Genomic DNA, 25,469 nt, shown 5'->3' on the forward strand with positions numbered 1-25,469 from the left:
AACTAGAGAGTGTAGACTCACTCCCTCACCCCAAAGACTCGGTTTGCGTGGATACTCGTCATCTCACTTGGTTACTGCTTAAGCCTTGGAAACGAGTCAATTTCCTGCATTTAGCAATTTCACCATATTTAAATTTTACCAAAAAGCCGTGCTAGAAGCACGGGGTTTCAAACCCAGAGGTTTCGATGAGTCAGTCGGCACAAATAAAGCTAACTAGCTGGGGTCGTCATTTGTCATTTGTCATTTGTCATTGGTAAGGGTTTGGTGCATGTTTGCTTTTCGCAACTCCTGTTATGTTTATTCCCAGCGACTTGCTTAAGCGCATTTAGAGGTCGGAGTCATCGTAAATCCACATGGGTTCTACACTACACGCCTTTTGAAAGCCGCATTCTTGATAGAAATCGACAGCATCTTTAACCGCCAGCAGAACCTGCTGATGATAGCCTACGTAGTGAGTCTGGAGTGCTTTTATGATACGTCGTCCTATACCCCTGCGCTGAAAAGCTGGTCGCACCAATAAGTGTGGATAGTATACAACTAACGCTCCATCTGAAATAGCATTGCCCAATCCTACAAGAGTTTCGCCATACCATGCAGAAATCACTGTATGGGAGTTGGCGAGTGCAGTGAGAAGTTGATCAGGTTTTGCAGCTGAAGACCAGCCACACTCAGTATATAGTTCGAGTACCTGGTTGCGAGGAAGAATCGCATGATCACGCAACTCTACTTCTGCATCACCCATGCTTCACCTTGTAAATCAGAAAATCAGCTTTATTGTATTTTAAAGCGATCGCATGATTATGCTTTGAGTAAAGATTCGCCACCATCAATCCAAACTTCTGTACCAGTGATATGACTAGAAGCATCTGAGGCTAAGAACAATACTAATTGTGCGACTTGTTCTGATGTTCCTGGTTTCCCATCAGTCAGAGGAATTTTACCTTCAGGAAACTCAACGGGTTCTTGAATTTCTTCTAAATCTTGTCTATCTGTATTTTCATCAATATTAGTGGCGATCGCACCAGGACAAATCACATTCACACGGATGCGGTGTTTTGCTAGTTCTAGCGCCACCATTTTTGCAAAAGCAACTTGGGCTGCTTTGGTAGAAGAATAAGCAGTTGCACCTGTATTGCTAAAGGTACGTGTGCCATTAACTGAAGATGTAATAATTACCGAACCGCCTTGCTTCTTCAAATAAGGCACAGCATATTTAACTGTTAAAAATGTTCCTGTCAGATTGACGTTGATAGTTTTATTCCAATCTTCAGGTGTCAATTCTTCTATAGACGCCCAGACACCATTAATTCCAGCGTTGGCAAAAACAATATCCAAACGCCCCCATTTATCAATAATTGCTTGAGTTGCTTGTTGCATTTGTTCTGGATCAGAAATATCAGCAACTAACGGTATTGCTTCACCATAATTATTGTTAATTTCAGCGACAGTTGTTTCTAATTCATCCTTTGTATGCCCTAAAGCTGCAACCTTCGCACCTTCTTTGGCTAATAACTTTGCTGTGGCCTTAGCGATACCAGAACCTGCACCTGTAACCAGCGCTACTTTATTTGTTAGCTGCATAATCTTTTAGCAGAGATTTATTAGTTACTGATTATTAGTTGGTAATTTGATTAACAACTAACCAAGTTTATTCAACCTCTTAGTTATTTAACACAAAAGTATAGTATTATTCATCCCTCTACTGACATGAATTAATTTATTTCTTTTGGTAGAAACTGAATTGATTTTATCTTGATTATCATTTTATTAAAACAACTTAAGCCGTCCAGCCAATAACGATTGATATAGCAATCTTAAGTCATTCATTTATTTTTCATTTCATAGCTTATAAATCAAAACACCTTCTTACGAATCATATTTTTCATTTTTGACATCAAAAGGAAAAACATACATGAAAAACAAAATACTAACAATCAGTTTACTTGCTTGTACTCTAAGTTTAATTACAGCAACTAGTATCAAAGCTGAAACTAATAGCCAGGCTAGCACTACTGGAACTGCTAGTACATATAAAGCAGGGCCTTGGCAACCTGTAGCAAGATTTGATAATCCTCAAGGTTTTGTCAGAGTTCAAATATTAAATAAAACAAAAACACCCTTGCAATATAGTTTGTCCACTGGCGATGCATTAAATGCACAAATTCCTGTCGGAGGAATTGCTACACTTACCACTAATTCTCTTCCTAGTTATGTTTTAATTTATAACCAAAACCAAGCTCCGTTAAAGTATAACGTCACAGCAAAAGGGAATTCAGCGATTGTTACAGTAGAGCAAGCTAGCACAACGACTGGTGCAGGAGATACCACACTTAATTTACAGCAAAGTGGAGGAATTTACGTTTATTAGGGTTTTTGGGTGAGCGCTTAATTGCTCAATTAATATTCATCCAAACTCCAGATATACTATCTGTGTCTATCTTTTGCTTATCACCTTCATTGGTATTTTTAAATAATACTGTAAACGCACCTGCTCCCAAACCATCTTGAGGAAACATGCGATAACAAGGTATTTTAGTTAAATGCGATTGATAGTCTTTTAAATGACTAACTTCTACTGCTTGAAATTGAGGAAACTTTCTTAATAACCATTCACAAACTTCTTCATTTTCTTCTGGTGAATAAGTACAAGTCATATAGGCAAGATAGCCTTGTGGTGAGACAATTTGAGCAGAGTTAGCAATAATGCGTTTTTGTCGATTAGCACTCTTGTTAATAGCACTAGGATGAAAACATCCTGGTGCTTTTTCGCCTTTCGCTAGCAAAGATTGTCCAGTGCAGGGAGCATCGACGATCACCAAATCACTAGATAAAGGTATGCTTTCTGCAAAAATACTAGAATCTCTATTGACAACTATAGATGGACTAATTTGACAACGCTTTAAATTAGAAATTAACATTCCCAGGCGTTTACCAATTACTTCATTACTAATGAGTAAATCTGGTTGCAACAGTTTCCAAGCAAAAATACTTTTACCTCCTGGTGCAGCACACATATCAAAAATAACCTGAATTGGTTGAGTAATTTCTAATAAAATTGAAGCTGCAAATACAGAAGAAAAATCTAAACAATAGAAGTATCCTTCTTCATGTAGTGGATGCTGACCGGGTTTTGTTCCTAAAGATAAACGTTCTATAAAAGATGGTTGCCAACTTATAGATGTTTCTACTATAAAATGTATATTTTCTGGTTTTTCTTGACACCAGAGTATGCATGGTAAAAAAGGTTTGGGTTTAATTAAAGCTTCGACAAAATTTTCTTGATTTTCTAAATCTTTAAATAAATGCTTACTAATTTTTAGTAATAAATTTGATGGTGTTTCCATAAAATTATACTATTAAATTTATAGTTCGTAAAATTACAGAGAAAATTGTCTGATAATAATAATTTATTATCAGCAGATAATTTAAAAATAAAAATATATTGATATTTTCAACCCCCTTTTAAATCAATTTAACTTTTTCTAACAAAACACAGCTAACAGAAATATCTCTGAAAAGCCATAAAGCATATCGAAGAGAATCGAACCATCTCAAGGGTTGGTAAACAGGTACAATCAGTCGAATGAACATTGCAAGCGCATATAGTGCAGGTGGAATAGTAGTTGATTGAACTAAAGAACCTCCTTCAACAATTTCTCCTTTGACAATTTTGAAATCGGGAAAAAGATTGCTCAATTCGTCAATATTTGGTCGGAACATAGTATCTATAGGATCGCGATGGTAGGGATATTCATAAGGAACTGTAACGAAAAGATAGCCACCTTCAGGAATAATAGAGCTAATGATTTCACAAATTTTCTCTCGATTTGTGAGATGTTCTAGTAAATTAGAACACAACACAGATTTAATATTCATTTCTGAAAGTTTATGTAAAAAAACAGGATCACATAAATCTCCTACCAAATCAACGCCTACATCATTTTTCATGTCGGTGTGAATGACAGAGTACTCCTTCTCTCTGGCTGGTTTAAACAATAATTCATCAATCCAAGGTTGTTCTTGTTCTCTAAATTTTTTGTTTGAACTACCAATATTTAGCATAGGGAATATACTGTTTGGATCTAGAGAATAAATAATATTTGACAGCCATCTGGCTTCTTCTCTGAACATAATAATTGGAAATGGGTGTGGGGGTGTGTTTAATGGTTTAGGGGTGTGTTAGGCGCATTTTTTGATCTAAATTTTTTACGAAAAACATGATAAAAGTGCCTAATGCACCATGTTATCGGCGGTGCGTAATAGCAAAGCCGTAACACAACGGCAATAAAGCAGGAGGAACATCCACGCCGCTTTTTGCCTCTCCCTACTTGAGGTTTACTAAATCACAATATTTTTTAGGGATGCAAAGCTTTGCACCCCTAACTGGTAATTATTTGGTTGAAAATTGCTGTAAATTTAAAATTTATAAACAACTAATCTTCATGACGATGCTGCCATGCTACACCAAAAGCTGCCGTTGCTCCAGCAACTAATCCAGTACCCATTCCTTCTATAGTTTTAGTAATTGGGTCTTTGGTTAAACACTCACTGGTAACTGTATTTGCTTGTAAACAAGAATTGCTTTCGGCCCAGCTAGTGGTACCTCCTAAAATTACACCAGCTACACTACAGGAAACAACGAGCAGTAAAAGGCGCTTGGTTTTTCTATCCATAGATAGTTGTTAGAAATTAAATAAGTTGCAAAGATTCCTCAACTACTTTACACAACACTAGCCTACATCGGCAAATTTAAATCTAGGTGGGTGTTCAGCTCCTCGACTTTTTTAAAAAGTCGGGGAGCTGTCCCCTCGCAATCCCTCAAAATACTCAAAATTAATGGGACAGACCACTAGTAGTCTGACAACCGAAAATTGCTGAGTGTAGATTCGACGCGGAGAAAGTCTACCCAGCAAAGTTAACTTGCCAGACCATTAGTTAAATTAATCGTAACTGATGCTCTTTATTATCTGATGTCACCTGATTAATTTGATTGCTGTTTTCCTCTACAGGAATGGATTCTACCCAGTTTTCTTCGTCTACAGCTAGTAATTTATGAGCTGCTTCCAGCATTGATGTTGCTATATCTTTTAAATCTTGGCGGTTGTTGAGATAGGTTTTTAGTGCTTCTATAGGATCAATGCTATTACTAGCGCTTAATTCGGGAACGCGAGGTCTAGCTAACTGACTCACTAATTCTGGTTGGATGGTGTAGGTATGAGCTGGAGTTAATAGTTGGTGGAGTGCGGCGTTATCAATTAAATCTAACTGTTCAGAACGAAGTTTGTAAATTAATCTGATCACTGCATCGTCAATATTATACTTGGCGATCGCCTTCATAATAGCCGCTTGTGGATCTTCTGCCTTTGAAACATCCACCTCAATTGTGTGGAAAACCCTTGCAGGTAAAGGATAAAATTCCCATTTAGCGCTACCCCGTTCTAACTCAACCATTACATAGCCTTTTTCTTCCTTCTCTTCACTAAAGTCCACCCGTTCAATACTTCCTGGATAAATCACTGGTGGGTTATTGGATTTATTCAAGCTCTGGTGACGATGGACATGTCCTAAAGCTACATAATCAAAACAGGGCCGCACCAACATTGATAAGGGAATTGTAAAACCTTTACCAACTGCCAAAAAACGTTCAGCCCCCAAACTAGCATTATCAGCCATCAAGTGACCCAAAAGAATTGTTGGTACATTGGGATCAAGACGACGAATTTCTGCTTCTAAAACAACTTGCAAACGTTCAACAAGTAGTTGATGTACTTCGCTTAAAGATAAACCTTCAGTTTCTTGGCGAGTCATCAACGTAGAACGGGTCAACCAAGGTAGGGTAATAACTTGTACAAGACCATTATGGGTTTGAATACGGTGAGTTAGCAATGTATCACCAACGACAATTCCCGGCACACCTAAAGTGCGGTAAATACATAAACTTGCTCCCCCCTGACCTTGGGAATGCTGATCATGGTTCCCTACTAATAACACTGTGGGAATTTGAGCATCTACAAGACGACGAAACTGACCAGCAAAAGCTTCCTGAACATAAGGTGGTGGTGTTGAATCAGGGAAAGCATCACCACCGAAAATGACCAAATCCACAGGTTCCATTAGGGCTTGGTCAATACAATGAGATAGAGTCTTGACAAAATCCTCCAACCGCGTATTGAGACCTGTATCAGGATTAATACGTCCGTGGGAGAAACCGCTTCCCATGTGGATATCTGAAAGATGGAGGATTTTAATCATATTTGTCCTTGGTCAATGGTCATTTGTCCTTTGTTTTATAGTCTAATTACAAATGACTATTGTACAGACGCGTAGACGCTCGTAAGAGCGGCTTCAAGGTAAGAGTATAATCGCGTCTACTAATGACAAATGACAAATAATTAAATATGAATCCCACACTCAGTCTTACCAAAACCACGCCAGCGTCCAGCGCGTTCGTCTTCACCATCTGCGACTGGGGTTGTGATGGGTTCATCGCCAATACTGGGATAACCTTTGTCATGCAGAGGATTATAAATTATTCCATGTTCAGCGACGTAACCCCAAGTTTTTTTACGTGTCCAATTTGCTAGAGGATTGATTTTCATCCGGCCATTGCCGTCAATTTCAAATATAGGCATATTAGCACGGGTTGCAGCCTGGTCACGGCGGCGTCCGGTAATCCAAGCAACAGTATTCAGTTCTGCTAGACCCCGTTGCAAAGGTTCTATTTTGGTGAGGTGGTGGAATTGAGCAATATCTTTATCCCAGAGTTCATCACCATATTTGGCTACAAAAGCTTCACGGGTATCTACATCAGGGATTTTGTAAACTTTCAGATCCAAGTCGTAAACTTGTTTGGCTTTTTCGACCAATTCCAAAGATTCGCGGAAATGAAACAGGGTGTCGAGAAATATCACAGGTGCTGGATGCTTGAGTTCACGGTACAGAATATCCGTGATCAGCATGTCATCAACATTAAAAGCACTCGTTTGTACCAGTCCTGTGGGAACATTCTCAACAGACCATGCCAAGATTTCGCTTGGATGAGCGTTCTCATACTTCTGATTCAATTGTTCCAAGTCTAAATCGGCGATTTGGTTCCTAGATACTGTGGAAATGGTCATGGTTATTTTTTAGTCAAACAGTTCCGTAGCTTTCTTAATAATGATTTTACACTAAAAAAGACACGTATATTGGTCGGATATCAGGTAATTATTCTGCCTGGGTTTGAGGGACGAAGATGACTAATGACTCAGGAGTTAGTCATTACCTTTAACTTTACTAAGATAAGTAACGCTATTTTAAGTTTTACCATGTTTTGATGGATAAATATACTGGTTTTGATACTGTTAATAGAATCCTTAAAAATCAGGGATCATACAAAATGAACGATTCAAAAACTCCAAATCAACTAAATCAGTCTTTGGTTATGGGAGCATTAGTGGTTTTGACTAGTGCCAGTGTGATTACTTTGATGAGTTTGTTTTAAGACAAAGATTAAAATTTTAGCAAAATAACTTTACATAGCCCCGCTTAGTTACAAGCGGGGTTATTGCATTATTCATACTTTTGTGTCTAGAACTGGAGTAAAAGCTCAACATCAGAGAAATCCAGTACTAATTTTTATCTTTCTCAGATGCCTTATTTGATCGAAGTGTGGGTTGTTTGTTAGCAATGAGATAAGAAAATTGCTTGATATTCGGTAGTTGCGAGATACCAGAACTAGGTTGTTGATAACGCAAACTCAGCGCACATAGTTTACACATAATTGCTGGAATACCTCACCACAGCTACAAACTATTTTTTTTGACGATGTAGTAGTTATTGTGTAAATCATGATCGAGGCGTTTCACTTCAATATTTGTAAAGCCTGCTTCCTGTAGCATTTCGAGTGGGCTTCAGTTCTGGCTGTGGCGATCGCTTCACTGGAAAAGTCATAGCCTGTAAACCGGCTTTGGGGAAATGTTTGTGCCAGCATACTCATAGCCTGACCACTTCCACAACCAATATCTAGTACATCAATTCCTGCTTGCAATGCTTCTACCAAACCTGGCACAAGAGGAAGAATATGATCAAGTAAAGCCCCTACCACTGTTTGATCACTTTCTTCTGCCATTACTTGGGCCAATTTTTCATGATTTTGCGTAAGTCCTAGAATAAACAAAAAACTCAGGTTCAGCAGGGGAACTATTTTGATTGCCCATAACTTTGTTCAGATACTACTTGGTGTACACATTCTCTGCTCAAGATTTGTTCAGATTTTTATATAACTTAGTTTATTTTTAATAATTGCTTAATCTTATTAATTAATATAATGACTACCATGAGAGAATGTTAGTCATAAAGTTTTGTAACTTGGGTAACATTTTGCATGAAAGTAAATACTCTAAAATTAAGTATTGGTAAAAAAATATGCCTAATGTAATCTAGCCAAAGAAGGAGTAAAACTCAGACTTTTCCTATAAAGTTACATCTCTAGATAATGTTGGATAGTTAGTAATTAAATTACATTAGATATAGGTAATCGATATATCCGTGATTAAAAATCGATAACTGCAAAATAAAGCTCTTAAGGTTTTTTTTGTTATTTTGTATTTAGCTAAACAGTTCTTAACGGCTGATTAGGCGTCAATATAAATAGAGAAAGCAATAAATCATCCATGAGATGGAGGGGTAAATATTATGCTTGGAACTAGCAATAGAAATATTATTTTCTCGGTTTTTGTTAATCATAGTGTTGAAAATAATCAATCAGAAATTAAACATCAATTGAACAGAAGTCAATCTGATTTCCTACAACCATTACGTGAATGGCTCGATTCATTTGATATTCAGAATCAGAAATTGGCAAAATTTATTGCAAAATTGATCCCCGCCCAGTGTCCTTTTGAAAGAGATATTATTTTATTTGGTCGCAAGATAGCCCATATTCCGCCCATGTGTAAGTTAAACCCACTCTATGACCAATTTGTAGGGTTGCGTTTTCGGGCTTTGTGTTATTTGGTAGATCAATGTGGAGAAGATATTCAATACTACTGTTGAAAGCATTCAAGCATAGAAAGCATTCAACAAATGGTTAGTGCTTAGGGGTTAGTAGTTAATGGTTAGTGGTTAGAATAACAAACAACCAACAACCAACAATCAAAATGTTATTGCATCTGAGAACTTGGCAAGAAGTCGAAGCATACTTACAACAATCTCAGGGTATTATTCTCCCGATTGGTTCTACAGAACAACATGGGCCGACAGGATTAATTGGTACAGATGCGATTTGTGCAGAAGCGATCGCTCGTAGTGTCGGTGACGCAACCCAAGCCATAGTTGCACCTACAATTAATGTAGGCATGGCACTGCATCATACAGCTTTTCCCGGTACAATCAGTTTGCGTCCCAGCACAATGATTTTAGTTGTGCGAGATTACATCACCTGTTTAGCGAAAGCAGGTTTTAGCAAGTTCTACTTTATCAACGGACATGGCGGCAATATCGCCACCCTCAAAGCAGCCTTTTCAGAAACTTATGCACATTTAGAAGATTTGCACATTCCCAATGCTCAAAATGTGCAATGTCAAGTCGCTAACTGGTTTATGTGCAGTTCGGTATTTAAGTTAGCCAAAGAATTATATGGGGATCAAGAAGGTTCTCATGCAACGCCAAGTGAAGTGGCTGTAACTCAATTTGTTTATCCAGAAGCGATTAAGCAAGCACCCCTTTCTCCAGAAGTTGAGAAAGGACACAGAATTTATGGTGCAAAAGATTTTCGTCAGCATTACCCAGATGGTAGGATGGGATCAAATCCAGCCTTAGCAACACCAGAACACGGCCAGCAGTTTTATGAGTTAGCAGTAAAAGAACTGAGTCATGATTATTTGAAGTTTTTGAACACATAATAATAATGATTGAGCCGGAGAGATTAACTCAGTTCACCTCAGACCTCTTAGCTCGTGGTTTACTCTATGCGATCGCGAACTATAGGATTCATTCGCCAGTTCCTCTAGAAGCCATAGAGAATTGGAAATTTTGGACTCAGCCAAGAGCATCTTTAATTGAGTGGTTGGCGAGAAATTATCCTCCAGAATCAACAAGAAAAGCATATCTGGATTTTATGCTTCAATCTGAGCATTCAAGCGGGATTGAAGCTCACTATGATATATCAAACGACTTCTATGCTTTATTTCTCGATACTAAATACAGATTTTACAGCTGCGCTGACTTTTTAAGCGATCGCCAAACCTTGGAAGAAGCGCAAGCAAACAAAGCTGCGTATCTCATGAGACTGTTAAACTTGCATGGAAACGAGAGGATTTTGGATCTCGGATGCGGCTGGGGCGCCATGCTGAGATATCTTCAGGATACAGGACATTCCGGTGAGTTAACTGGCTTCACTTTATCCAGAGAGCAATTAGCCTATGCTCAAACACAATTAAGTCTGAATGTCTCTTTAACTAACTTTATTACTGCTCCTTTTCAGCAAGCATCTTATGATCGTATTCTCTCAATCGGATCTCTAGAGCATGTCAGACCTCAAGAAATAGAGAAAGTTTACAAAAAAATATACGACGCTCTAGTTCCCGGAGGACTCGCAGTACATCAGTTCTTTTCCCTAGAGCGTGAACCATATCCCGCTTCGATGGTAATGGTACAGCTATTTTTCCCAGGTTCTCTTTTGGTAATGCACTCTATTCATATTGAAGCTGCTAAGAGAGTCGGTTTTAAAATTACCCATGACTCAGTTCACGATTACAAACCAACTTTGCGAGCATGGTATGAAAGGTTGACACAAAACCAACACAGAGCATTAGAGTTAGTCGATCTGGAAACTTATAATCGCTACATGACTTTTTTTCCGATTTCCTGGTTATTTTTTCAACAACAAGAAGCAGCACTCCACAGACTAGTAATGGAAAAGCCAACTAGTTAAATTGATCGATAACCATCGTGTTGTATCTTGGTGTCTTGGTACGCCAGGTGCTACAACGGGACGCCAGTCGCTACAACGGAGGGAACCTCCGCAACGCGCTGGCTCGGAAACCCCCGCAACGCACTGGCTCGTCTTGGTGTTTCAAAAGTCGATTTTTTAACCACTATAGACGCGCTAGCGGCTACTTGCAGAAGTCGCTACGCGCCTACCCGGAGGGTAGACACTAAGACACGAAGGTGAAATAACCATTGAGGTGTTTCTGATTCATGAGTCATCCAAAATATCAGCGCAAACAGTTTAAATACTTACTGATACTCGGCATTATTTGGCTATTGGGTGCAGTGTGCGATCGCATCTGGTTTAGTTTAGACAATTCTGTTCCAGCTTGGGATCAAGCAGATTATTTAACTGGTACTTTGATCTATTGGCAAGCATTGCAGCATCCCCAATGGTGGGATAGCCAGTGGTGGCAAAATTTTTGGATGTTATCGTCTAAAATCCCCCCCTTAACTTACATCATTGGGGCTATTGTCCAAAATATTTTTGGCACTGGACCAGATCAAGCTGCATTGATGATGCTGTTTTTCAGTGCTATTTTGTTAGGCTCAGTCTATGGATTAGGTGCAATCTTATTTAGCGAAGTTGTGGGTTTGTGGGCTGCTGCGATTTGTCAAGTCATACCTGCTCTTTATGTCTTACGCTTAGATTTTCTCCTCGATTATCCCCTCGCAGCTGTTGTCACCCTCAGTTTTTTTTGTCTCACTGTTTGGAAAGTCAAAGTTGAAGACGCGGAGAATAACAGACGCGGTGACGCGGAGATCAAAGCTTTCCCCACATCCTCTTCATTCCCCGTGTCCCCGCGTCAGAACCTCCCCGTGTCTCCCACTCCCCGACACCTCCCACACTCTCTTCTATTGGCAGCAGCTTTTGGATTATCCTTGGGTTTGGCATTAATGGTGAAGCAGACAGCGTTATTTTTTCTGCTGACACCAATAGTATGGATAGGATTCGGCGCTTTTCGTCAACGGCGTTGGAAACAGTTGGCGCAATTAGTTGGTGCTTTATGTTTGTCAGTATTAGTGTTGAGTCCTTGGTATCGCACCAATTGGTTACTGATTATTACATCTGGCAAACGAGCAACGATAGATTCTGCTATTGCTGAAGGTGATGCACCCCTGAATACACTGCAAGCTTGGACTTACTATTGGCAACAATTGCCAGAACAGGTTTCGTTACCGTTATTAGTTATACCGATATTTGCGTTGCTACTGTATTGGGGACGCTCAGTGGAAGACAGGGAGAGCAGAAAAGCCAATGCATCAGAGCTTTTTCGTAACAACACATCCCCTTTACCTTCACTTAAATGGCTAGCAATATTTTTAATAGGTGCTTACTTACTTTCATCTTTGAACCCAAACAAAGATCCGCGATACGCATTACCTTATTTACCTGTATTATCAGTATTTTTAGCATATGGATTAACTCGCTTTCGCAGTCTCTGGGGACGGCGTATTCGTTGGGGTACTTTTAGTTTGGCTGTGCTTTTAATGTTGTTTAATTTGTTCCCCATTGGCAATTTTGCTAGTGATTGGATGAAATTAGCTTTAAGTCCTAATGCCCAGCATTACCCTAATATGAAAGAGGAGTTACCTCATCGCCAGATCATTGCCCAGATCATCACTACAGAACCATATTTGCGTTCCACCTTGGGAGTATTGCCATCAACCAAAAAAATCAACCAGTATAATTTGAATTACTATGGGAGATTGGCAAATTCTCAAGTTTATGGACGACAGGTAGGAAGCAAAAAGAAATTTGTCAAACAAGATGCGCGATCGCTTGCATGGTTCCTTACCACAACTGGTAAACAAGGTTCAGTTCCCAAAACCCAAGCTCTCATGGTTAAAACTGTAGAGCAAGATGGTAACTTCCAACTTCACAAATCTTGGGTTGACGGTGGCGGTACTATAAATCTTTATCATCAAAAAACACCACCAATAGAAGTCAAAGCAATTTCCCAAAACCAACCGCAAGCGAAGATTGCTTTGTTACAAGTCACAGTACCAGAAAAAACACCGCCAGGAATACCAGTACCTGTAAGTTATCAGTGGAATGGTGCTTGGGAAGAACTACAAAATGGGATAGTATTACTTACTTGGAAAAACCTCACTTCCCAAACTTCTCTAGGAGGAGAAAGATTATGGACACATGATCACGGTATTGGTATGGGAAATTTATACGCGGGTGCAAATAAACCCCAAGGTACATTCCAAGTCACAGAAAAGACAGCAATGTTACCACCTGCTGAGATTGCACCGGGAGATTATACTTTAGAGGCTACTTACCTCAACCGAATTTCCGGAGAAACTTACACAATTCCTGTGCCAAAAGTGACTCTGAAAATTGCTCAACAAGCCGCTCCTGCAACTGCACCAGAACTCGATTTAATTACACAATTGCAGAGATTAGCAGCAACTTTACCTCAAGGTACAAACGCATTGGAGCAATTATTTGCAGAGATTGGACGTATCAATCAATACGATCCCATCCAAGATTATTTGGAACAGGCGCGATTAAGTTTGCAATATCGATTGCAGCACGTTTCGCAAAACCGCGATTGGGCTTATGCTTTGGCTTTAGCAAATGTGTTGCAAAAAAGAGTCAATGGTGCAACAGCAGCTTTAGAAAAAGTCACTCAGCTAGACTCGGAAAATCCTTATGCTTGGGCATATTTAGCATTTGTCCAACTATATAATTGGCAGCCTCGTGCAGCTGAAAAATCTCTGCAACCAAGTTTGGCTAAAAACCCTGACGTGAAAGAGATTCAAGCTTTGAATGGAGTTGCTGCGCTCATGCAAGGAAAGGTAATTTCAGCATGGCAGATTTTTCAAAAGTTAAGAACATAGTGGGATTGGATTTATACCAATTTGAAACAAGTAGAGACGCGATAAATCGCGTCTTGAACTTTCTCCATCCATAGAGAACATCAAAGCGTTTGTTCAAAACGTTTCAACGTTGCTTATTAACGTCAACCCATTCACAACATATGGGAACCCATTGACCACAAACGTGAAAGCGATGCTGCAAAGCAGCCGCTACGCGATCGCAAATAACGATTAAATTTATCGCAGTTCTTAATTGAGTGGACTCTTATAAAAGCCACTTAGATCAAGAGTTTTCGTCCCCGTGAGGGGTGAAGGTAGTCTACGACTCATGCTTCTCCGCTGAATCCACAAAAAGTTACAAAACAAAGTTTCCGTCCCCGTGAGGGGTGAAGGTAGTCTACGACGCAAATGGCGTTCGCGCAAATAAACGGAAGCCCAAATACAGTTTCCGTCCCCGTGAGGGGTGAAGTAGTCTACGACGGCGGTGGTCATCTGGGGGTGGGCTTTGCTGCAAGACTGTTTCCGTCCCCGTGAGGGGTGAAGGTAGTCTACGACTCAACGCATCACAAGCAAACTTTGCTGGTGCGGATCTGAGTTTCCGTCCCCGTGAGGGGTGAAGGTAGTCTACGACTTTAGAAGTTTCTCAAAACCTGGATGAAGAGGTAAAGGCGTTAAGTTTCCGTCCCCGTGAGGGGTGAAGGTAGTCTACGACTAAAGACAATGTCTTTAGCTCCAAATTAGAGAAAGGTTTGGTTTCCGTCCCCGTGAGGGGTGAAGGTAGTCTACGACCGTGGTGGAATCGGAACCTTGTTTGTTAACATACAAGGTGTTTCCGTCCCCGTGAGGGGTGAAGGTAGTCTACGACGCTGGTGTTGATAATAAGAGTGCCACCGTTGATTGTTTCCGTCCCCGTGAGGGGTGAAGGTAGTCTACGACGGCTTCATACTACTTATATGAAGTATATGGTTATCAGCGTTTCCGTCCCCGTGAGGGGTGAAGGTAGTCTACGACTGACGGTAGAGTGATTTCTTTGGAACGTCCAACTCCTCGTTTCCGTCCCCGTGAGGGGTGAAGGTAGTCTACGACCCTACCCTATGGAAACACTTACCATATTTAGCTTTCAAGGTGCAGTTGCGCCAATGTACGTAAGCAGTGATGTAACCTAATTGTACAGTACACATTACAGAAAACATTTAGCGCCAAAAATTACTTTCAGCTTTCATATTACAGCAAAACACCAACGATTAAAACTAAAAAAACTGACTTTTCTTTTATTTACAAAGCTTGAATTATCTATGCTTCTGAATCCTCACTGCGTCATTTTCACGCTCTGCTTTACAATTGGTTACATTCGTGAAAAAGTAGATATTCAGACAGTTTCAGCCTTCATATCCCCGTTGATTTCCAAACTCTAGTCTTTACAAAACTTAATTCCAGCAAACATCGTCCCAAACTCCGAGCTTGTTCTAAAATAATTTGACTCATACTCAGGTGACAGTTTTGTGGTGGATACAAAACAGTATTGCGGAATTGTGTTTCCAATTCTGCCAGGAATAGCTTTTTCGCCACATCACCAACCCACACACGTAATCTAAACACCAGAGTCATATCAGGTTCGCTTGATTACTTATAATTCCCAAAGAACCCCACCCCGGTTTTGTCTAACGCCAAAACCCCCTCCCCGCAAGCGGGGAGGGGATTAAGGGGTGGGGTGCAATGACTGTGGGAAGTATAACTAATTATCCAAACTTGATATCATCCGATTTTAGATTTTGGATGCGTGGATTTGCTCCACAGATAAATTTGTTTGCTCTGTACCATCAAGGAATAATTGGTCAAAAGTACTATGTTTTTGTTTTATGCCCAATCCCCAATCCCCGATCCCTAATATGTCTTCTAAGCGAATCTTATTTATCAGTAACGGCCATGGAGAGGACAACCACACCTCTCATGTGATTCAAACCCTGCGTCAATTGTGTCCTTCTGTTGAAATGGCAGCAATGCCAATTGTGGGGGAAGGAAAAGCTTATGGCAACTTGAACATCCCGATTATTGGGCCGACGCAAAAAATGCCCTCCGGGGGATTCTTTTATATGAGGCGTCTGTATTTGCTCAAAGATTTTCAATCGGGATTAATTGGGTTAACGTGGCGACAGTTACAAGCGGTTTTGCAGTATGCTCCCGACTGCGATTTGATTATGGCTACTGGGGATTTTATCTCCCAGACATTTGCTTATTTAACGAAGCGTCCCTTTGTCTCTTTTATTTCTTGTCTTTCGGCGCTTTACGAAGGGAAATTGCGTTTAAATCCGCTTCTGTGGCACGATCTTAATTCTTCTCGATGCTTGACAGTTTTCACCAGAGATGCATATACAGCTAGTGATCTGCAACGGCAAGGTATAACTAAAGCCAAGTTTGGTGGTATTCCTGCTTTAGATCGGCTCGTTCCCACTGGCAAAAACTTGGATCTGAAACCAAATGTTCCGGCGATCGCTCTGTTACCAGGATCTCGAATGCCTGAAGCAGCGCGAAATTTCCGTTTACAGTTGCAACTGGTGTTAGAAATTGCCCAAGTGGCGTCTGGACAAGCAGTACAGTTTTATGCAGCCTTAGTACCAGATTTGATGCAGGAACTAGATGACATTGCCAAAAGTCAAGGTTGGCAGCACGAGCAAGGCATACTTACTTACTCTTCTGCGGGAGGTTCTCCCGTGGAAGTTAGATGTTACTCAGATGCCTTCAGTGACATTGTATGTTACTCTACCCTCGTGATTGGGATGGCAGGATTAGCAGTAGATTTAGCAGTGGCGATCGGCAAACCTGTGATCCAAATTCCCGGAGAAGGGCCGCAATTTACCTATCAATTTGCAGAAGCACAAACGCGACTGTTGGGTATAAATGCCCAAACTATCGGGACAAAACCCGCAACCCCTGAGATTCTCAAGCAAGCGGCTCGACGATCAGTCGAAACTTTGCAAGATGCGGACTACCTCGCCAAGTGCAAAGAAAATGGCCCTCAGCGATTTGGCCCACCTGGTGCATCTGATAGAATTGCCCGCTTTCTGCTAACTCATCTGGGGGAAAATTAGTAGACATTGCTGCTGAAACTGGTGATTCTCAATAAACGCAGGGATTGGTAGGGTGCGTTATGGACGGAACGTCCTAACGCACCGAAAACCATCGGATGATGCGTTGCGCTGCGCGACAACACACCCTACAAAACTGTTCCCCTTTCCCCTTTCCCCAAATGAATTTAATTTTGTGCAACTACTTATGAAAGTCCGCTCTAGTTACTGGCAATTGTTACCTTATCTGTGGCCCGAATGGCCTTTGTTAGTTCGGGGATTAGTTTGTATTTTAGGATTTGTGTTATTTACCTTAGCACTGCCCTACCTAGCAGGTCAGATCGCTTTTTTTGTTGGTCAAGGAAATGTTAACCAGATTGCGTACTGGCTCGGACTAGCCACTTTAGTATTTTTGGTGCGAGGGCTTTGTCAATACGGGCAGAATATTTTTATGATCGCTGCTGCTCTCAACATGGTTTTAAACTTGCGTAAGCGAGTCTACGCTCATCTGCACAAACTGGGATTGGATTTCTTTGAAACTACACAGACGGGCGACCTTACTTATCGCCTGACTGAAGATATTGACCGAATAGGCGAGATTGTTGACAAGCTATCTCATCAGTTTCTTTCCAATTTCTTGCAGTTAATAGCTATTCCCGCTTACATGCTCTACCTGAATTGGAGGTTGACTCTCGCAGGTTTGATTTTGGCTCCTTTGATGGCTTGGTTAATCGGACTATTTGGTCAACGGTTACTTGTTCTATCTCGTCAAAGTCAAAATCATGTTTCTAATCTGTCTGCACTCCTAACTGAAGTATTTAGCGGTATTCGGATTGTGCAGGCTTTTGCAGCCCAAGGGTATGAAATCAAGCGGTTTAACCAAGAAGCAGAACAGAATCGTCAGGCTAGGTATCGCGCTCAACAACTCAAATCGATTCAGTTTCCGGTGGTAGGTTTTTTGGAAGCAGTTAGTATTATGCTGCTGTTTTTATTGGGAGGATGGCAAATTTCTCAAGGAAACCTAACTTCTCAAGGGTTTATTAGCTTCTTGACTGCTGTGGCTTTACTCATCCAGCCCATCGACCTGATGATTAGCAATTACAACGAGTACAAACAGACTGAAGCTTCCGTCGAACGCATCTTTGAACTAATGGCGAGAAAGCCTAGTATCAGCGAAAAACCAGATGCAAAAGAACTGCCACGAGTTGTGGGTAAGGTAGAGTATTGTCATGTCAGTTTTGCCTACGATCCAACTCAGCCAGTTCTCAAGGATCTGGGTTTACGTGCTTCTCCTGGCGATGTGATCGCCTTGGTTGGTTCTTCTGGAGCCGGAAAATCGACGTTAATTAATCTGTTACTTCGCTTTTACGATCCTCAGTCAGGTCAAATTTTGATTGACGGTATTGATCTGCGTGATGTGAAATTGAATAGCCTCCGGCGTCAAATTGGCATTGTACCTCAAGAAATTACCTTGTTTTCAGGAACGATCGCCCAAAATATTGGTTATGGTCAAGAGGAGTTAGATTTAAAAGCAATTCAGGAAGCTGCAAAAATTGCTAATGCCCACTCTTTTATCACCCAATTTCCTCAAGGCTATCATACCTGGGTAGGCGAGCGTGGCGTGAACCTATCAGGAGGACAGCGCCAAAGATTAGCGATCGCCAGAGCAATAGTTCACAATCCGCGAATTCTCATCCTGGATGAGGCTACCTCCGCTCTAGATTCAGAATCAGAAGCACTAGTTCAAGAAGCGCTAGAGCGAGTCATGCACAACCGTACTGTGTTTATTATTGCCCATCGCCTCAGCAGCGTTCGTCGCGCGGACTCGATTCTCGTTCTAGAACAGGGACAAGTAGTTGAATCTGGTACTCATGCCTCTCTATTATCTAAGGAAGGCAGATATGCTCGTTTTTACGCTCAACAATTTTATTCTACTCAGGAGTAAGCTGGGGACACGGGGACACGGGGGACAAGGAGGAAAATAACTAATGACAAATGACCAATGACCAATGACCAATGACAAATGACCAACTTACCCAAAATATTGCATCAGTATTGATTCAATTTGAACAATACCAATTGGCTTGAACAGACATGCATTAGCACCAGCTTGGAGGGCGCGATCGCGTAATGCATCTGGGGTATTTTTGGTACAACAGCAATCTGCGTTTGGCTGATCATTGTTTGTGGCGATCGTATTTGATGTGAGAGTAACCACAATTAAATCTTCCAAATCTGGGTTTTGTCGTACTGTACTCAACAAATCCCAGCCGTTGATGTCTCCTGCTAATTCCAAATCCAAAAAAACTAAATCAGGCTTTTGGTTTTGCACTCGCTCCCAAAAATCACTGCTATTGCAGATGCACTCTACATGGTAGCCAATTGCTTGAAGATAATCTCGCAGCAAGATAGCAGTTTGTTCTTCATTTTGCACCAACAAAATCTTTTTTGTAAGATAACAGACGCGATTAATCGCGTCTGTACAAGGGTTATCCTCCTTGCATTTAAGTTCGTATGAGTTCCTATCAGATGAAGAATAGTTAACGGCATTTGCTACTTGTTTGGCAGTAAGCCTATGTGTTTTTACTGAGTTTGACTGTTCAACAGACTGCTCATTGTCAACACCGAATATCTCCCTAGAAAGCTGGTTTCCTTCTTCTTGTGAAGGGGCTTGATCTGGCATAAACAATGTAAATTGGCTGCCTTTTCCTAGCACAGATTCTACTGTGACATCACCACCATGTAAACGTGCTAACTTGCGTGTTAAGGCCAAACCTAAACCTGTCCCTTCATACTGACGATTGAGGCGACTATCAAGTTGTTTGAAGGGTTCAAACAAGAATTTAAACTGACTCGAATCAATCCCAATACCTGTGTCTGATACTGTAAAAATTAGACCCTGCGCTACTTTTTTTACTTCTAAACAAACCTTACCTGCTGCGGTGAATTTAATCGCATTAGTCAACAGATTGAGTAGCATTTGCTTGACTCGCCGCTCATCACCAATACAAAATTCTGCTTGTTGATCAATTTTGGTGATTAGTTGTAAATTTTTTTCTTCGGCGCGATCGCGGACTGTAGATATTACATAGTCACACAAATCTTGTATTAACAATTGAGATAAAAATAGTTCCTCTTTACCTGCTTCTACTTTTGACAAATCGAGGATATCGTTGATCAGCGCCAGTAGATGTTCGCCACTGCTATGAATACAATTGACATACTGTTTTTGCTTATCGTTGAGAGTCCCCACCATTTCTTGTTGCAGCAACTGAGACAACCCCATAATTGCATTTAGAGGTGTTCGTAATTCGTGACTCATGGTTGCTAAAAATTCACTTTTGGCGCGGCTTCCAGCTTCTGCTGCTTCTTTACTTTCACAGAGTTCTAATTCTGTGTGTTTGCGTTCGGTAATGTCCTCGATCATGGCGAGGAAATACTCTGGTTCACCATTTTGACTCAAAATTAAGGAAATACTTACCAAAGTCCAAACAAATTGACCATTCTTATGTAAAAAGCGTCTTTCCAGCTCTAGGCGATCGCAATTTCCCGAAGTCAGTTGTTTATAGAGTTCTAAATCTCCCTCTGACTTGAAAATATAATCTGTAAGACGCTTACCAAATAAATCTTCTCGACTGTAGCCCAGTATCTGACACAATGCCGGATTGATATCCACAATCCGCGCTTTCATATCTACTAATCCAATTCCCACCGAGGAGCGTTCAAAAATTGCCCGAAATTCTGCCTCACTCTGTTGTAGCGCTTCCTGTGCGGCTTTACGTTCGCTAGCTTCGATCGCCAAAGTGACAAAATCAGCGATCGAACCTGCAAAGTTTTCTTCTTCTAATGTCCACTGACGAATCCGGCCAATGTGTTCGTGACATACCACTCCCACCAAATGACCTCCTAACCAAATCGGTGCATTCAACAAAGATGCAATACCAAATGCAGACAAATATGGCTCTGATAATTCTTGCGTTCTATTATCATTGCAAGCGTCATGCGCTGCTATACTGCGTTGTTCTTCCAAAGCCTGAAAGTATGCAGGGAAATTTGCTTTTAAAAGCGACATTCCACTACTATGAAGTTGAGTTATTGTGTCATATAAATCGACACATTCAACTTTGGAATGGTCAATATTATATAACCAGACACTGACTCGCTCTACTTCTATTGTTTGGGCAGCTGCTTCTGTGATTTCCCTTAATGCTGCCTTGAGATTTCCTTGTTGTAAACTCTTACTTTTAGCTAGTTGGACTAATGTTTTACTTTGTTTTCGCAAACAATTTTCTCTTTTTTGGAGTGCTTCTTCCACCTGTCTATGTTCGGTAATCTCTCCGATTGGCAGTAACCGCATTTTTTGTCCCTGATTAGGAATGAGATTGTCTTGCATTTTGGCTGGGAAAGAAAAGCTTTTGTTTTTTAATACAATTAACTCAAATAATTTTTCAGATGGGAATAATAAAATTTATAATTAAATATTGAAATTTTCATATTACTAGTTTAAAATACTTTTTATGTAATGTTTCCGTGATATCACAGTTTAACTAATTCCGCGAGATTCTTTACTTGTGTTGCGCTAGAGATGGGTAGCTGTTTAATTCCCTACTTTATTGATTCCATCCTACGGAAATGATTAGTCGAAAACAGATAATTTTCAGTTGTAGCATATCTCAAACCCAACCATCCCTAAGTATTTATACTTAGGCTAGCTAGTAAACTAGCTAATTCTCTCAGCTTATGTGATACGGCTGGCAGATCAAGATTTGTATACAGTGCTGAAAATGATGGAGTACTAGCGGCTTCGCAGCAAACAAAATATCAAAGAAACGTGTAATAACCCCGCAGCATCAAAAAATCATTGTAAGTCCAAACAGCATTGAAGGCGGAATTATAGTCTGCTAGCTGGTAAAAATGATAGAAAATTTATAATTACTCAACCCCTTGACCAGAGGTAGGTTTGTAGTAAGCACTTTAGTGCTTGAATATTTGAGCAATTTTGAGGGTTAAAGCTCTCACTAGGAACTTTGCATCTATTGCTTTTCTTCAGCACGACGCACGAAGGATAACAAATCTTCTAAGATAGCTTCGTGGTAATGCTCTTGTGGATAATGCCCAACATTATTTAATTTGACTAATTCTCCATTGGGTACAGATTTAGCAAAGTTTTCTGCCATATCTACACTTAACCAAGGATCAATAACCCCCCATTGGATTAATATTGGTTGTTGCCAATCTTTAAAACCAGTTTCGATTTCAGACATGGCTTTTGCAAGTTGTAAATTGCGAATTGTTGAGAGAAGGGCGCGTCCTGCTGCTGATGTTTTCAAGAATGGTTTACGGTAAACATCTAAATCTTTGTCTGCAATCACGTAACGACTACCACCTTCTAAAGTTCTGTCTACTAAAAGGGGGTCTTGGGTCATCATGTCACCAGCAAAAGGTAGACCCATTTGTTGAATTTTCCAAGGTAATTTGGCAGTGCTAGAAATTGGTGTATTGAGTATAGCTATATTGGCTATTTGTTCTGGATGATGTAGAGCATACTGTAGCCCTACAGAACCTAAAAAACCTTGGACAACTAAAGAAAAACGTTCTAATTGTAAAGCTTGAATAAATCCTGCTAACGCTGTAATAAATGCATCGGGAGTGTAAGCAAAATCTCTTTTTTCTGGTTTAGCAGAAAAGCCAAAACCAATCCAATCGGGTGCGATCGCTTTTGTTCCTTGTTGTGCTAATGCGGGTAAAATGTTACGCCAGCTATAGCTTTGAGAAACTAAACCATGTAGCAATACAACAGGTAATAAATCAGTTCTACCAATTGGTTCTGCTAATCTGTAAAACCATTCTCGTGAATCTACGGTAATTTTATGTTCTGTTAAAGACATTTTTATTAAAAATATAAGGGCGTAAATAAAAAGAGGTTTGTAGTAAGGACTTTAGTCCTTGAATATTTAAGCGCTAAAGCGCTTACTACAAACCTATGTTTTTTCTAATTAGCAATAATCATCTCACGAATTGCGTCAGCTGTTGCGGGTGCAAGTAAGATACCGTTGCGATAATGTCCGGTAGCTAGCAGGACGTTACTAAAGCCTGATAATTTTTCTATGATCGGGGCGGGGCGTCCTTCGGGACGGGGACGTAAACCACACCAAGTGCGGATAGTGGTGGCTTTTGCTAAATCTGGACAGAAGGCGATCGCTTGTTGTTTGACAGACTCAAGCAATTCTGTGTTGGGTGGTATCTCCTGACTACCGTTTGTGTGAAATTCAACTGTTGCACCTACCCAGTAATGTCCATCACCAACAGGAACAATATGCACATCATTACCAGTGATCACTGGCTGAAAATCGGGATTACCTAAAGAATGTCCTAATCTGAGTTGCAAAGCTTGTCCTAATACAGGACGGATATCAACCATCTGGTTTAATTGTGCTGATAATGGTGATGAACCAAGTCCAGCAGCAACTACAAACCAATCTGCTGTAAAATTCCCTTGTGTTGTCTCCACTTGCTGGCAAATATCCCCTTGCTGAGATGGTGGAGTTATGCCTAAAACATTCACACCAAATTTAAAGGTAACACCATTCTTTTGAGCAGCTGCAACTAAAGCTAATGTTAGGGCTGTGGGGTCTAGTTGGCGATCTTGAGGAGAATAAATAGCACCAATAAGATTTTTATCTTCTACCTGTGGACAGATATTTTGTAATTTAGTAGTATCCCAAATTTCTAGCTGATAACCTTGAGTGTGGCGAATTTCAGTTAGTTTTTGCCATTGTGAGATTTGCTCATCTGCAACAAAATAATCTGCATTTCTTGTCAACAGCATGAGAATTCCTTGGCGGTTAAAAGCAATCTTGTGATTTGTCAGTTCCTCTAATTCTGGAATCAGGCTTTCGTAGCGCTGGATGCTAGTCTGACGCATCCGCCAAGCTTTTCCTTTGATTTTGTGGCTGATGATGCCCATTAAAACACCCAAAGCTGCCCCTGTGGAAGCTTGGGCGGGTGGTTGTTTGTCTATTACTGTAATCTTAAGCTGCTTGACTAGACTCAGTTCATAGGCGATCGCAGCTCCAACTGCACCACAACCAATAATAACTACATTCATGATTTCTCAAATAGACAAGGGAAGTCTTATCAGTTAACAGTTAACAGTGATCAGTTAACAGTAATCAGTAAGCAATTTCATTTGATAACTGATCACTGATAACTGATCACTGATTAGGCCTAACCAGCTTCTGCTGACGTGTTTGCTTCTGGAAGCAAATCAAGGAATTTGTCAACATCTACAAATGCAGCCTTGGTGTTACTCAAAGCTTTTAAGGAATTAGCAGATTCAGTAGCTTGATCGATTTGAACCAGATGATTAAATAAATCTCTAGCTACTTGACGTGCTTTTGGTTGATCTTCAGGCAAAAGGTTTGGAATGATGTAAGTCATGTTTAGCCTTGCTTCTGCCATCGGGCCATGGATAAAATTACCAACATTTACCCAATTGTTATTTTGGATCAGCCCTTTGAGTTCATCAGAGCGATCGCGCACAGTTTCGATTTTAGGCAGGTATCCCTGAATTTTCTCAATCTGTGTGGGCGTATAAGTTGGAGGTGCTGTGGCTACAGTTGGACCACCACAGCTGATCAGAAATGTTGCTAAAAGAACTAGGACTAGTGACAAGAGTGAGCGTTGACGCGCCATAAACTAAGCTTATGTATTACCGATTAACAGTGTCATTTTAGATCGGAGCGCGTAACATCTTGTTCTGATTGACAAGGGATTTTGCTGAAAATATTTTTTATCTGAATATATTGAGTATAATTACTTAAGAAACTATGCTGTCTCAAACTGAAATCTATATAAACCATATAAACATTGTCACGAAAATGTAATTTGGAATTTGCCAAAGATATAAAGATATTGATAGGCTGGAAATCCAATTACAAGAGCCTTCTGGCGGTTTTGATTTCGTCGCATCGTCCATTAAAAAACACAACTTGGAGGTGGGTGTTTACGTGAATGCAGCAGAAATGGGAACTAACTTAGAATTCGCCAGCAAGATTGCGACAGTTGTTAATTTATTTAAATTTGAGTTTCCCGATGCTAGGTCTGATCTTAAGCCGTGGACAAATGATCCAGAAACCAGAGAGTTAATTGATCCAGATTCCATAGATATTGGCTTTCACTTTCCCGGAGTCAGCAAATCGTGGCGTAGCCGCAGTATCTTAATTCAAATCCGTTTTTATCAAGATCCTGTAAGTAGTGTACGTCGGGCAATTGGTGTGGAAGCAGCAGGATTTAGCCACCAGGGTGAACAGTGGCGAATGTCAACGGTAGAAAATTGGAATTTTGTTGGTGAAACCCAGCCTTCAGAAGAAGTATGTGAAAAAGTGAAGCAGTTTTGCAGGCAGATTTTAGAGTTGTTTAACAAACAAACTGATGTCTAATTGATAAGGGACTTCCAGAGAATAAAATATACAGCTAATAAAAATGATAATCATTCTGAGGGGGAGAGAGGGGGGGGGGGGGGGGCCCCCCCGCGCCCCCCCCCAAAAAAAAAAACAAAAAAAAAAAAAACAAAAACAAAAACAAACGAGAACCAAAAAAAAA

General features: G+C 40.4%; 21 protein-coding genes and 1 CRISPR repeat array. Of the genes, 8 read left to right on the forward strand and 13 right to left on the reverse strand.

Annotation, left to right across the window (positions count from 1 at the left end; all coding sequences use genetic code 11):
• Positions 1-325 precede the first annotated feature (325 nt).
• Positions 326-742 (reverse strand): GNAT family N-acetyltransferase, encoded by a 417-nt coding sequence (locus ACE1AT_RS04080; protein ID WP_374866025.1) that lies wholly within the window; start codon positions 740-742, stop codon positions 326-328.
• A 56-nt stretch (positions 743-798) separates the two neighbouring features.
• Positions 799-1,581, reverse strand: coding sequence for an SDR family oxidoreductase (locus ACE1AT_RS04085; protein WP_374866026.1), 783 nt, complete (start codon positions 1,579-1,581; stop codon positions 799-801).
• Positions 1,582-1,912: 331 nt separating this feature from the next.
• Here ACE1AT_RS04085 and ACE1AT_RS04090 point away from each other — a divergent pair, with 331 nt between their 5' ends.
• Entirely contained in the window at positions 1,913-2,368 is a 456-nt protein-coding gene (locus ACE1AT_RS04090; RefSeq protein ID WP_374866027.1) for a hypothetical protein, read from the forward strand.
• A 25-nt stretch (positions 2,369-2,393) separates the two neighbouring features.
• Here the strand turns inward: ACE1AT_RS04090 and ACE1AT_RS04095 are convergent, their stop codons facing one another.
• The 6 genes from ACE1AT_RS04095 to ACE1AT_RS04120 form a co-directional block, all read right to left on the reverse strand.
• Positions 2,394-3,344, reverse strand: coding sequence for an RsmB/NOP family class I SAM-dependent RNA methyltransferase (locus tag ACE1AT_RS04095; protein ID WP_374866028.1), 951 nt, complete (start codon positions 3,342-3,344; stop codon positions 2,394-2,396).
• Between the two features lie 118 nt (positions 3,345-3,462).
• Positions 3,463-4,131 (reverse strand): methyltransferase type 11, encoded by a 669-nt coding sequence (locus tag ACE1AT_RS04100; RefSeq protein ID WP_374866029.1) that lies wholly within the window; start codon positions 4,129-4,131, stop codon positions 3,463-3,465.
• Positions 4,132-4,433: 302 nt separating this feature from the next.
• Entirely contained in the window at positions 4,434-4,673 is a 240-nt protein-coding gene (locus ACE1AT_RS04105) for a hypothetical protein (RefSeq protein ID WP_026722097.1), read from the reverse strand.
• 262 nt (positions 4,674-4,935) lie between these two features.
• Complete coding sequence (gene sbcD, locus ACE1AT_RS04110; protein ID WP_374866030.1) at positions 4,936-6,252, reverse strand: exonuclease subunit SbcD; 1,317 nt, start codon at positions 6,250-6,252, stop codon at positions 4,936-4,938.
• A 140-nt stretch (positions 6,253-6,392) separates the two neighbouring features.
• A complete protein-coding gene (gene cysH, locus ACE1AT_RS04115) occupies positions 6,393-7,118 on the reverse strand; it encodes a phosphoadenosine phosphosulfate reductase (protein WP_374866031.1) in 726 nt (241 codons plus the stop codon).
• A gap of 725 nt (positions 7,119-7,843) precedes the next feature.
• Complete coding sequence (locus ACE1AT_RS04120; RefSeq protein ID WP_374866032.1) at positions 7,844-8,110, reverse strand: class I SAM-dependent methyltransferase; 267 nt, start codon at positions 8,108-8,110, stop codon at positions 7,844-7,846.
• A gap of 566 nt (positions 8,111-8,676) precedes the next feature.
• On the opposite strand from ACE1AT_RS04120, the gene ACE1AT_RS04125 reads away from it, so the two are divergent.
• From ACE1AT_RS04125 to ACE1AT_RS04140, 4 genes are all read left to right on the forward strand, one after another.
• Positions 8,677-9,036 (forward strand): Mo-dependent nitrogenase C-terminal domain-containing protein, encoded by a 360-nt coding sequence (locus ACE1AT_RS04125; protein WP_374866033.1) that lies wholly within the window; start codon positions 8,677-8,679, stop codon positions 9,034-9,036.
• A 104-nt stretch (positions 9,037-9,140) separates the two neighbouring features.
• Positions 9,141-9,884: a creatininase family protein gene (locus ACE1AT_RS04130; protein WP_374866044.1), complete on the forward strand. Its 744-nt coding sequence runs from the start codon at positions 9,141-9,143 to the stop codon at positions 9,882-9,884.
• A gap of 5 nt (positions 9,885-9,889) precedes the next feature.
• Entirely contained in the window at positions 9,890-10,915 is a 1,026-nt protein-coding gene (locus tag ACE1AT_RS04135) for a class I SAM-dependent methyltransferase (protein ID WP_374866034.1), read from the forward strand.
• Positions 10,916-11,181: 266 nt separating this feature from the next.
• A complete protein-coding gene (locus ACE1AT_RS04140) occupies positions 11,182-13,821 on the forward strand; it encodes a phospholipid carrier-dependent glycosyltransferase (RefSeq protein WP_374866035.1) in 2,640 nt (879 codons plus the stop codon).
• A gap of 268 nt (positions 13,822-14,089) precedes the next feature.
• A CRISPR array of direct repeats spans positions 14,090-14,886; the repeat unit is 37 nt; unit sequence GTTTCCGTCCCCGTGAGGGGTGAAGGTAGTCTACGAC.
• 300 nt (positions 14,887-15,186) lie between these two features.
• On the opposite strand, the gene ACE1AT_RS04145 is transcribed toward ACE1AT_RS04140, so the two are convergent.
• A complete protein-coding gene (locus ACE1AT_RS04145; RefSeq protein WP_374866036.1) occupies positions 15,187-15,408 on the reverse strand; it encodes a hypothetical protein in 222 nt (73 codons plus the stop codon).
• A 281-nt stretch (positions 15,409-15,689) separates the two neighbouring features.
• On the opposite strand from ACE1AT_RS04145, the gene ACE1AT_RS04150 reads away from it, so the two are divergent.
• Both ACE1AT_RS04150 and ACE1AT_RS04155 read left to right on the forward strand, forming a co-directional pair.
• Complete coding sequence (locus ACE1AT_RS04150; protein WP_374866037.1) at positions 15,690-16,889, forward strand: lipid-A-disaccharide synthase-related protein; 1,200 nt, start codon at positions 15,690-15,692, stop codon at positions 16,887-16,889.
• 184 nt (positions 16,890-17,073) lie between these two features.
• Entirely contained in the window at positions 17,074-18,810 is a 1,737-nt protein-coding gene (locus tag ACE1AT_RS04155; protein ID WP_374866038.1) for an ABC transporter ATP-binding protein, read from the forward strand.
• Positions 18,811-18,897: 87 nt separating this feature from the next.
• Here ACE1AT_RS04155 and ACE1AT_RS04160 read toward each other — a convergent pair whose 3' ends face one another.
• The 4 genes from ACE1AT_RS04160 to psbQ all read right to left on the reverse strand — a co-directional run bounded on the left by ACE1AT_RS04160 (position 18,898) and on the right by psbQ (position 24,560).
• Complete coding sequence (locus ACE1AT_RS04160) at positions 18,898-21,258, reverse strand: PAS domain S-box protein (RefSeq protein WP_374866039.1); 2,361 nt, start codon at positions 21,256-21,258, stop codon at positions 18,898-18,900.
• 640 nt (positions 21,259-21,898) lie between these two features.
• Complete coding sequence (locus tag ACE1AT_RS04165; RefSeq protein WP_374866040.1) at positions 21,899-22,753, reverse strand: alpha/beta fold hydrolase; 855 nt, start codon at positions 22,751-22,753, stop codon at positions 21,899-21,901.
• Between the two features lie 104 nt (positions 22,754-22,857).
• Positions 22,858-23,973 carry an NAD(P)/FAD-dependent oxidoreductase gene (locus tag ACE1AT_RS04170; protein WP_374866041.1) on the reverse strand — a complete coding sequence of 372 codons (1,116 nt, stop codon included), beginning with the start codon at positions 23,971-23,973 and terminating at the stop codon, positions 22,858-22,860.
• A gap of 119 nt (positions 23,974-24,092) precedes the next feature.
• Positions 24,093-24,560 carry a photosystem II protein PsbQ gene (psbQ, locus tag ACE1AT_RS04175; protein ID WP_374866042.1) on the reverse strand — a complete coding sequence of 156 codons (468 nt, stop codon included), beginning with the start codon at positions 24,558-24,560 and terminating at the stop codon, positions 24,093-24,095.
• Between the two features lie 314 nt (positions 24,561-24,874).
• On the opposite strand from psbQ, the gene ACE1AT_RS04180 reads away from it, so the two are divergent.
• Positions 24,875-25,306 (forward strand): hypothetical protein, encoded by a 432-nt coding sequence (locus ACE1AT_RS04180; RefSeq protein WP_374866043.1) that lies wholly within the window; start codon positions 24,875-24,877, stop codon positions 25,304-25,306.
• The last annotated feature ends 163 nt before the right edge of the window (positions 25,307-25,469 follow it).

The organism is Pelatocladus sp. BLCC-F211 (assembly GCF_041928655.1).
Lineage (GTDB): Bacteria > Cyanobacteriota > Cyanobacteriia > Cyanobacteriales > Nostocaceae > Pelatocladus.

Coding starts and splice junctions, on each gene's coding strand:
- ACE1AT_RS04080 (WP_374866025.1), bottom strand. CDS start 742: ATGGGTGATGCAGAAGTAGAGTTGCGTGATCATGCGATTCTTCCTCGC.
- ACE1AT_RS04085 (WP_374866026.1), bottom strand. CDS start 1,581: ATGCAGCTAACAAATAAAGTAGCGCTGGTTACAGGTGCAGGTTCTGGT.
- ACE1AT_RS04090 (WP_374866027.1), top strand. CDS start 1,913: ATGAAAAACAAAATACTAACAATCAGTTTACTTGCTTGTACTCTAAGT.
- ACE1AT_RS04095 (WP_374866028.1), bottom strand. CDS start 3,344: ATGGAAACACCATCAAATTTATTACTAAAAATTAGTAAGCATTTATTT.
- ACE1AT_RS04100 (WP_374866029.1), bottom strand. CDS start 4,131: ATGTTCAGAGAAGAAGCCAGATGGCTGTCAAATATTATTTATTCTCTA.
- ACE1AT_RS04105 (WP_026722097.1), bottom strand. CDS start 4,673: ATGGATAGAAAAACCAAGCGCCTTTTACTGCTCGTTGTTTCCTGTAGT.
- sbcD (WP_374866030.1), bottom strand. CDS start 6,252: ATGATTAAAATCCTCCATCTTTCAGATATCCACATGGGAAGCGGTTTC.
- cysH (WP_374866031.1), bottom strand. CDS start 7,118: ATGACCATTTCCACAGTATCTAGGAACCAAATCGCCGATTTAGACTTG.
- ACE1AT_RS04120 (WP_374866032.1), bottom strand. CDS start 8,110: ATGGCAGAAGAAAGTGATCAAACAGTGGTAGGGGCTTTACTTGATCAT.
- ACE1AT_RS04125 (WP_374866033.1), top strand. CDS start 8,677: ATGCTTGGAACTAGCAATAGAAATATTATTTTCTCGGTTTTTGTTAAT.
- ACE1AT_RS04130 (WP_374866044.1), top strand. CDS start 9,141: ATGTTATTGCATCTGAGAACTTGGCAAGAAGTCGAAGCATACTTACAA.
- ACE1AT_RS04135 (WP_374866034.1), top strand. CDS start 9,890: ATGATTGAGCCGGAGAGATTAACTCAGTTCACCTCAGACCTCTTAGCT.
- ACE1AT_RS04140 (WP_374866035.1), top strand. CDS start 11,182: ATGAGTCATCCAAAATATCAGCGCAAACAGTTTAAATACTTACTGATA.
- ACE1AT_RS04145 (WP_374866036.1), bottom strand. CDS start 15,408: ATGACTCTGGTGTTTAGATTACGTGTGTGGGTTGGTGATGTGGCGAAA.
- ACE1AT_RS04150 (WP_374866037.1), top strand. CDS start 15,690: ATGTCTTCTAAGCGAATCTTATTTATCAGTAACGGCCATGGAGAGGAC.
- ACE1AT_RS04155 (WP_374866038.1), top strand. CDS start 17,074: ATGAAAGTCCGCTCTAGTTACTGGCAATTGTTACCTTATCTGTGGCCC.
- ACE1AT_RS04160 (WP_374866039.1), bottom strand. CDS start 21,258: ATGCAAGACAATCTCATTCCTAATCAGGGACAAAAAATGCGGTTACTG.
- ACE1AT_RS04165 (WP_374866040.1), bottom strand. CDS start 22,753: ATGTCTTTAACAGAACATAAAATTACCGTAGATTCACGAGAATGGTTT.
- ACE1AT_RS04170 (WP_374866041.1), bottom strand. CDS start 23,973: ATGAATGTAGTTATTATTGGTTGTGGTGCAGTTGGAGCTGCGATCGCC.
- psbQ (WP_374866042.1), bottom strand. CDS start 24,560: ATGGCGCGTCAACGCTCACTCTTGTCACTAGTCCTAGTTCTTTTAGCA.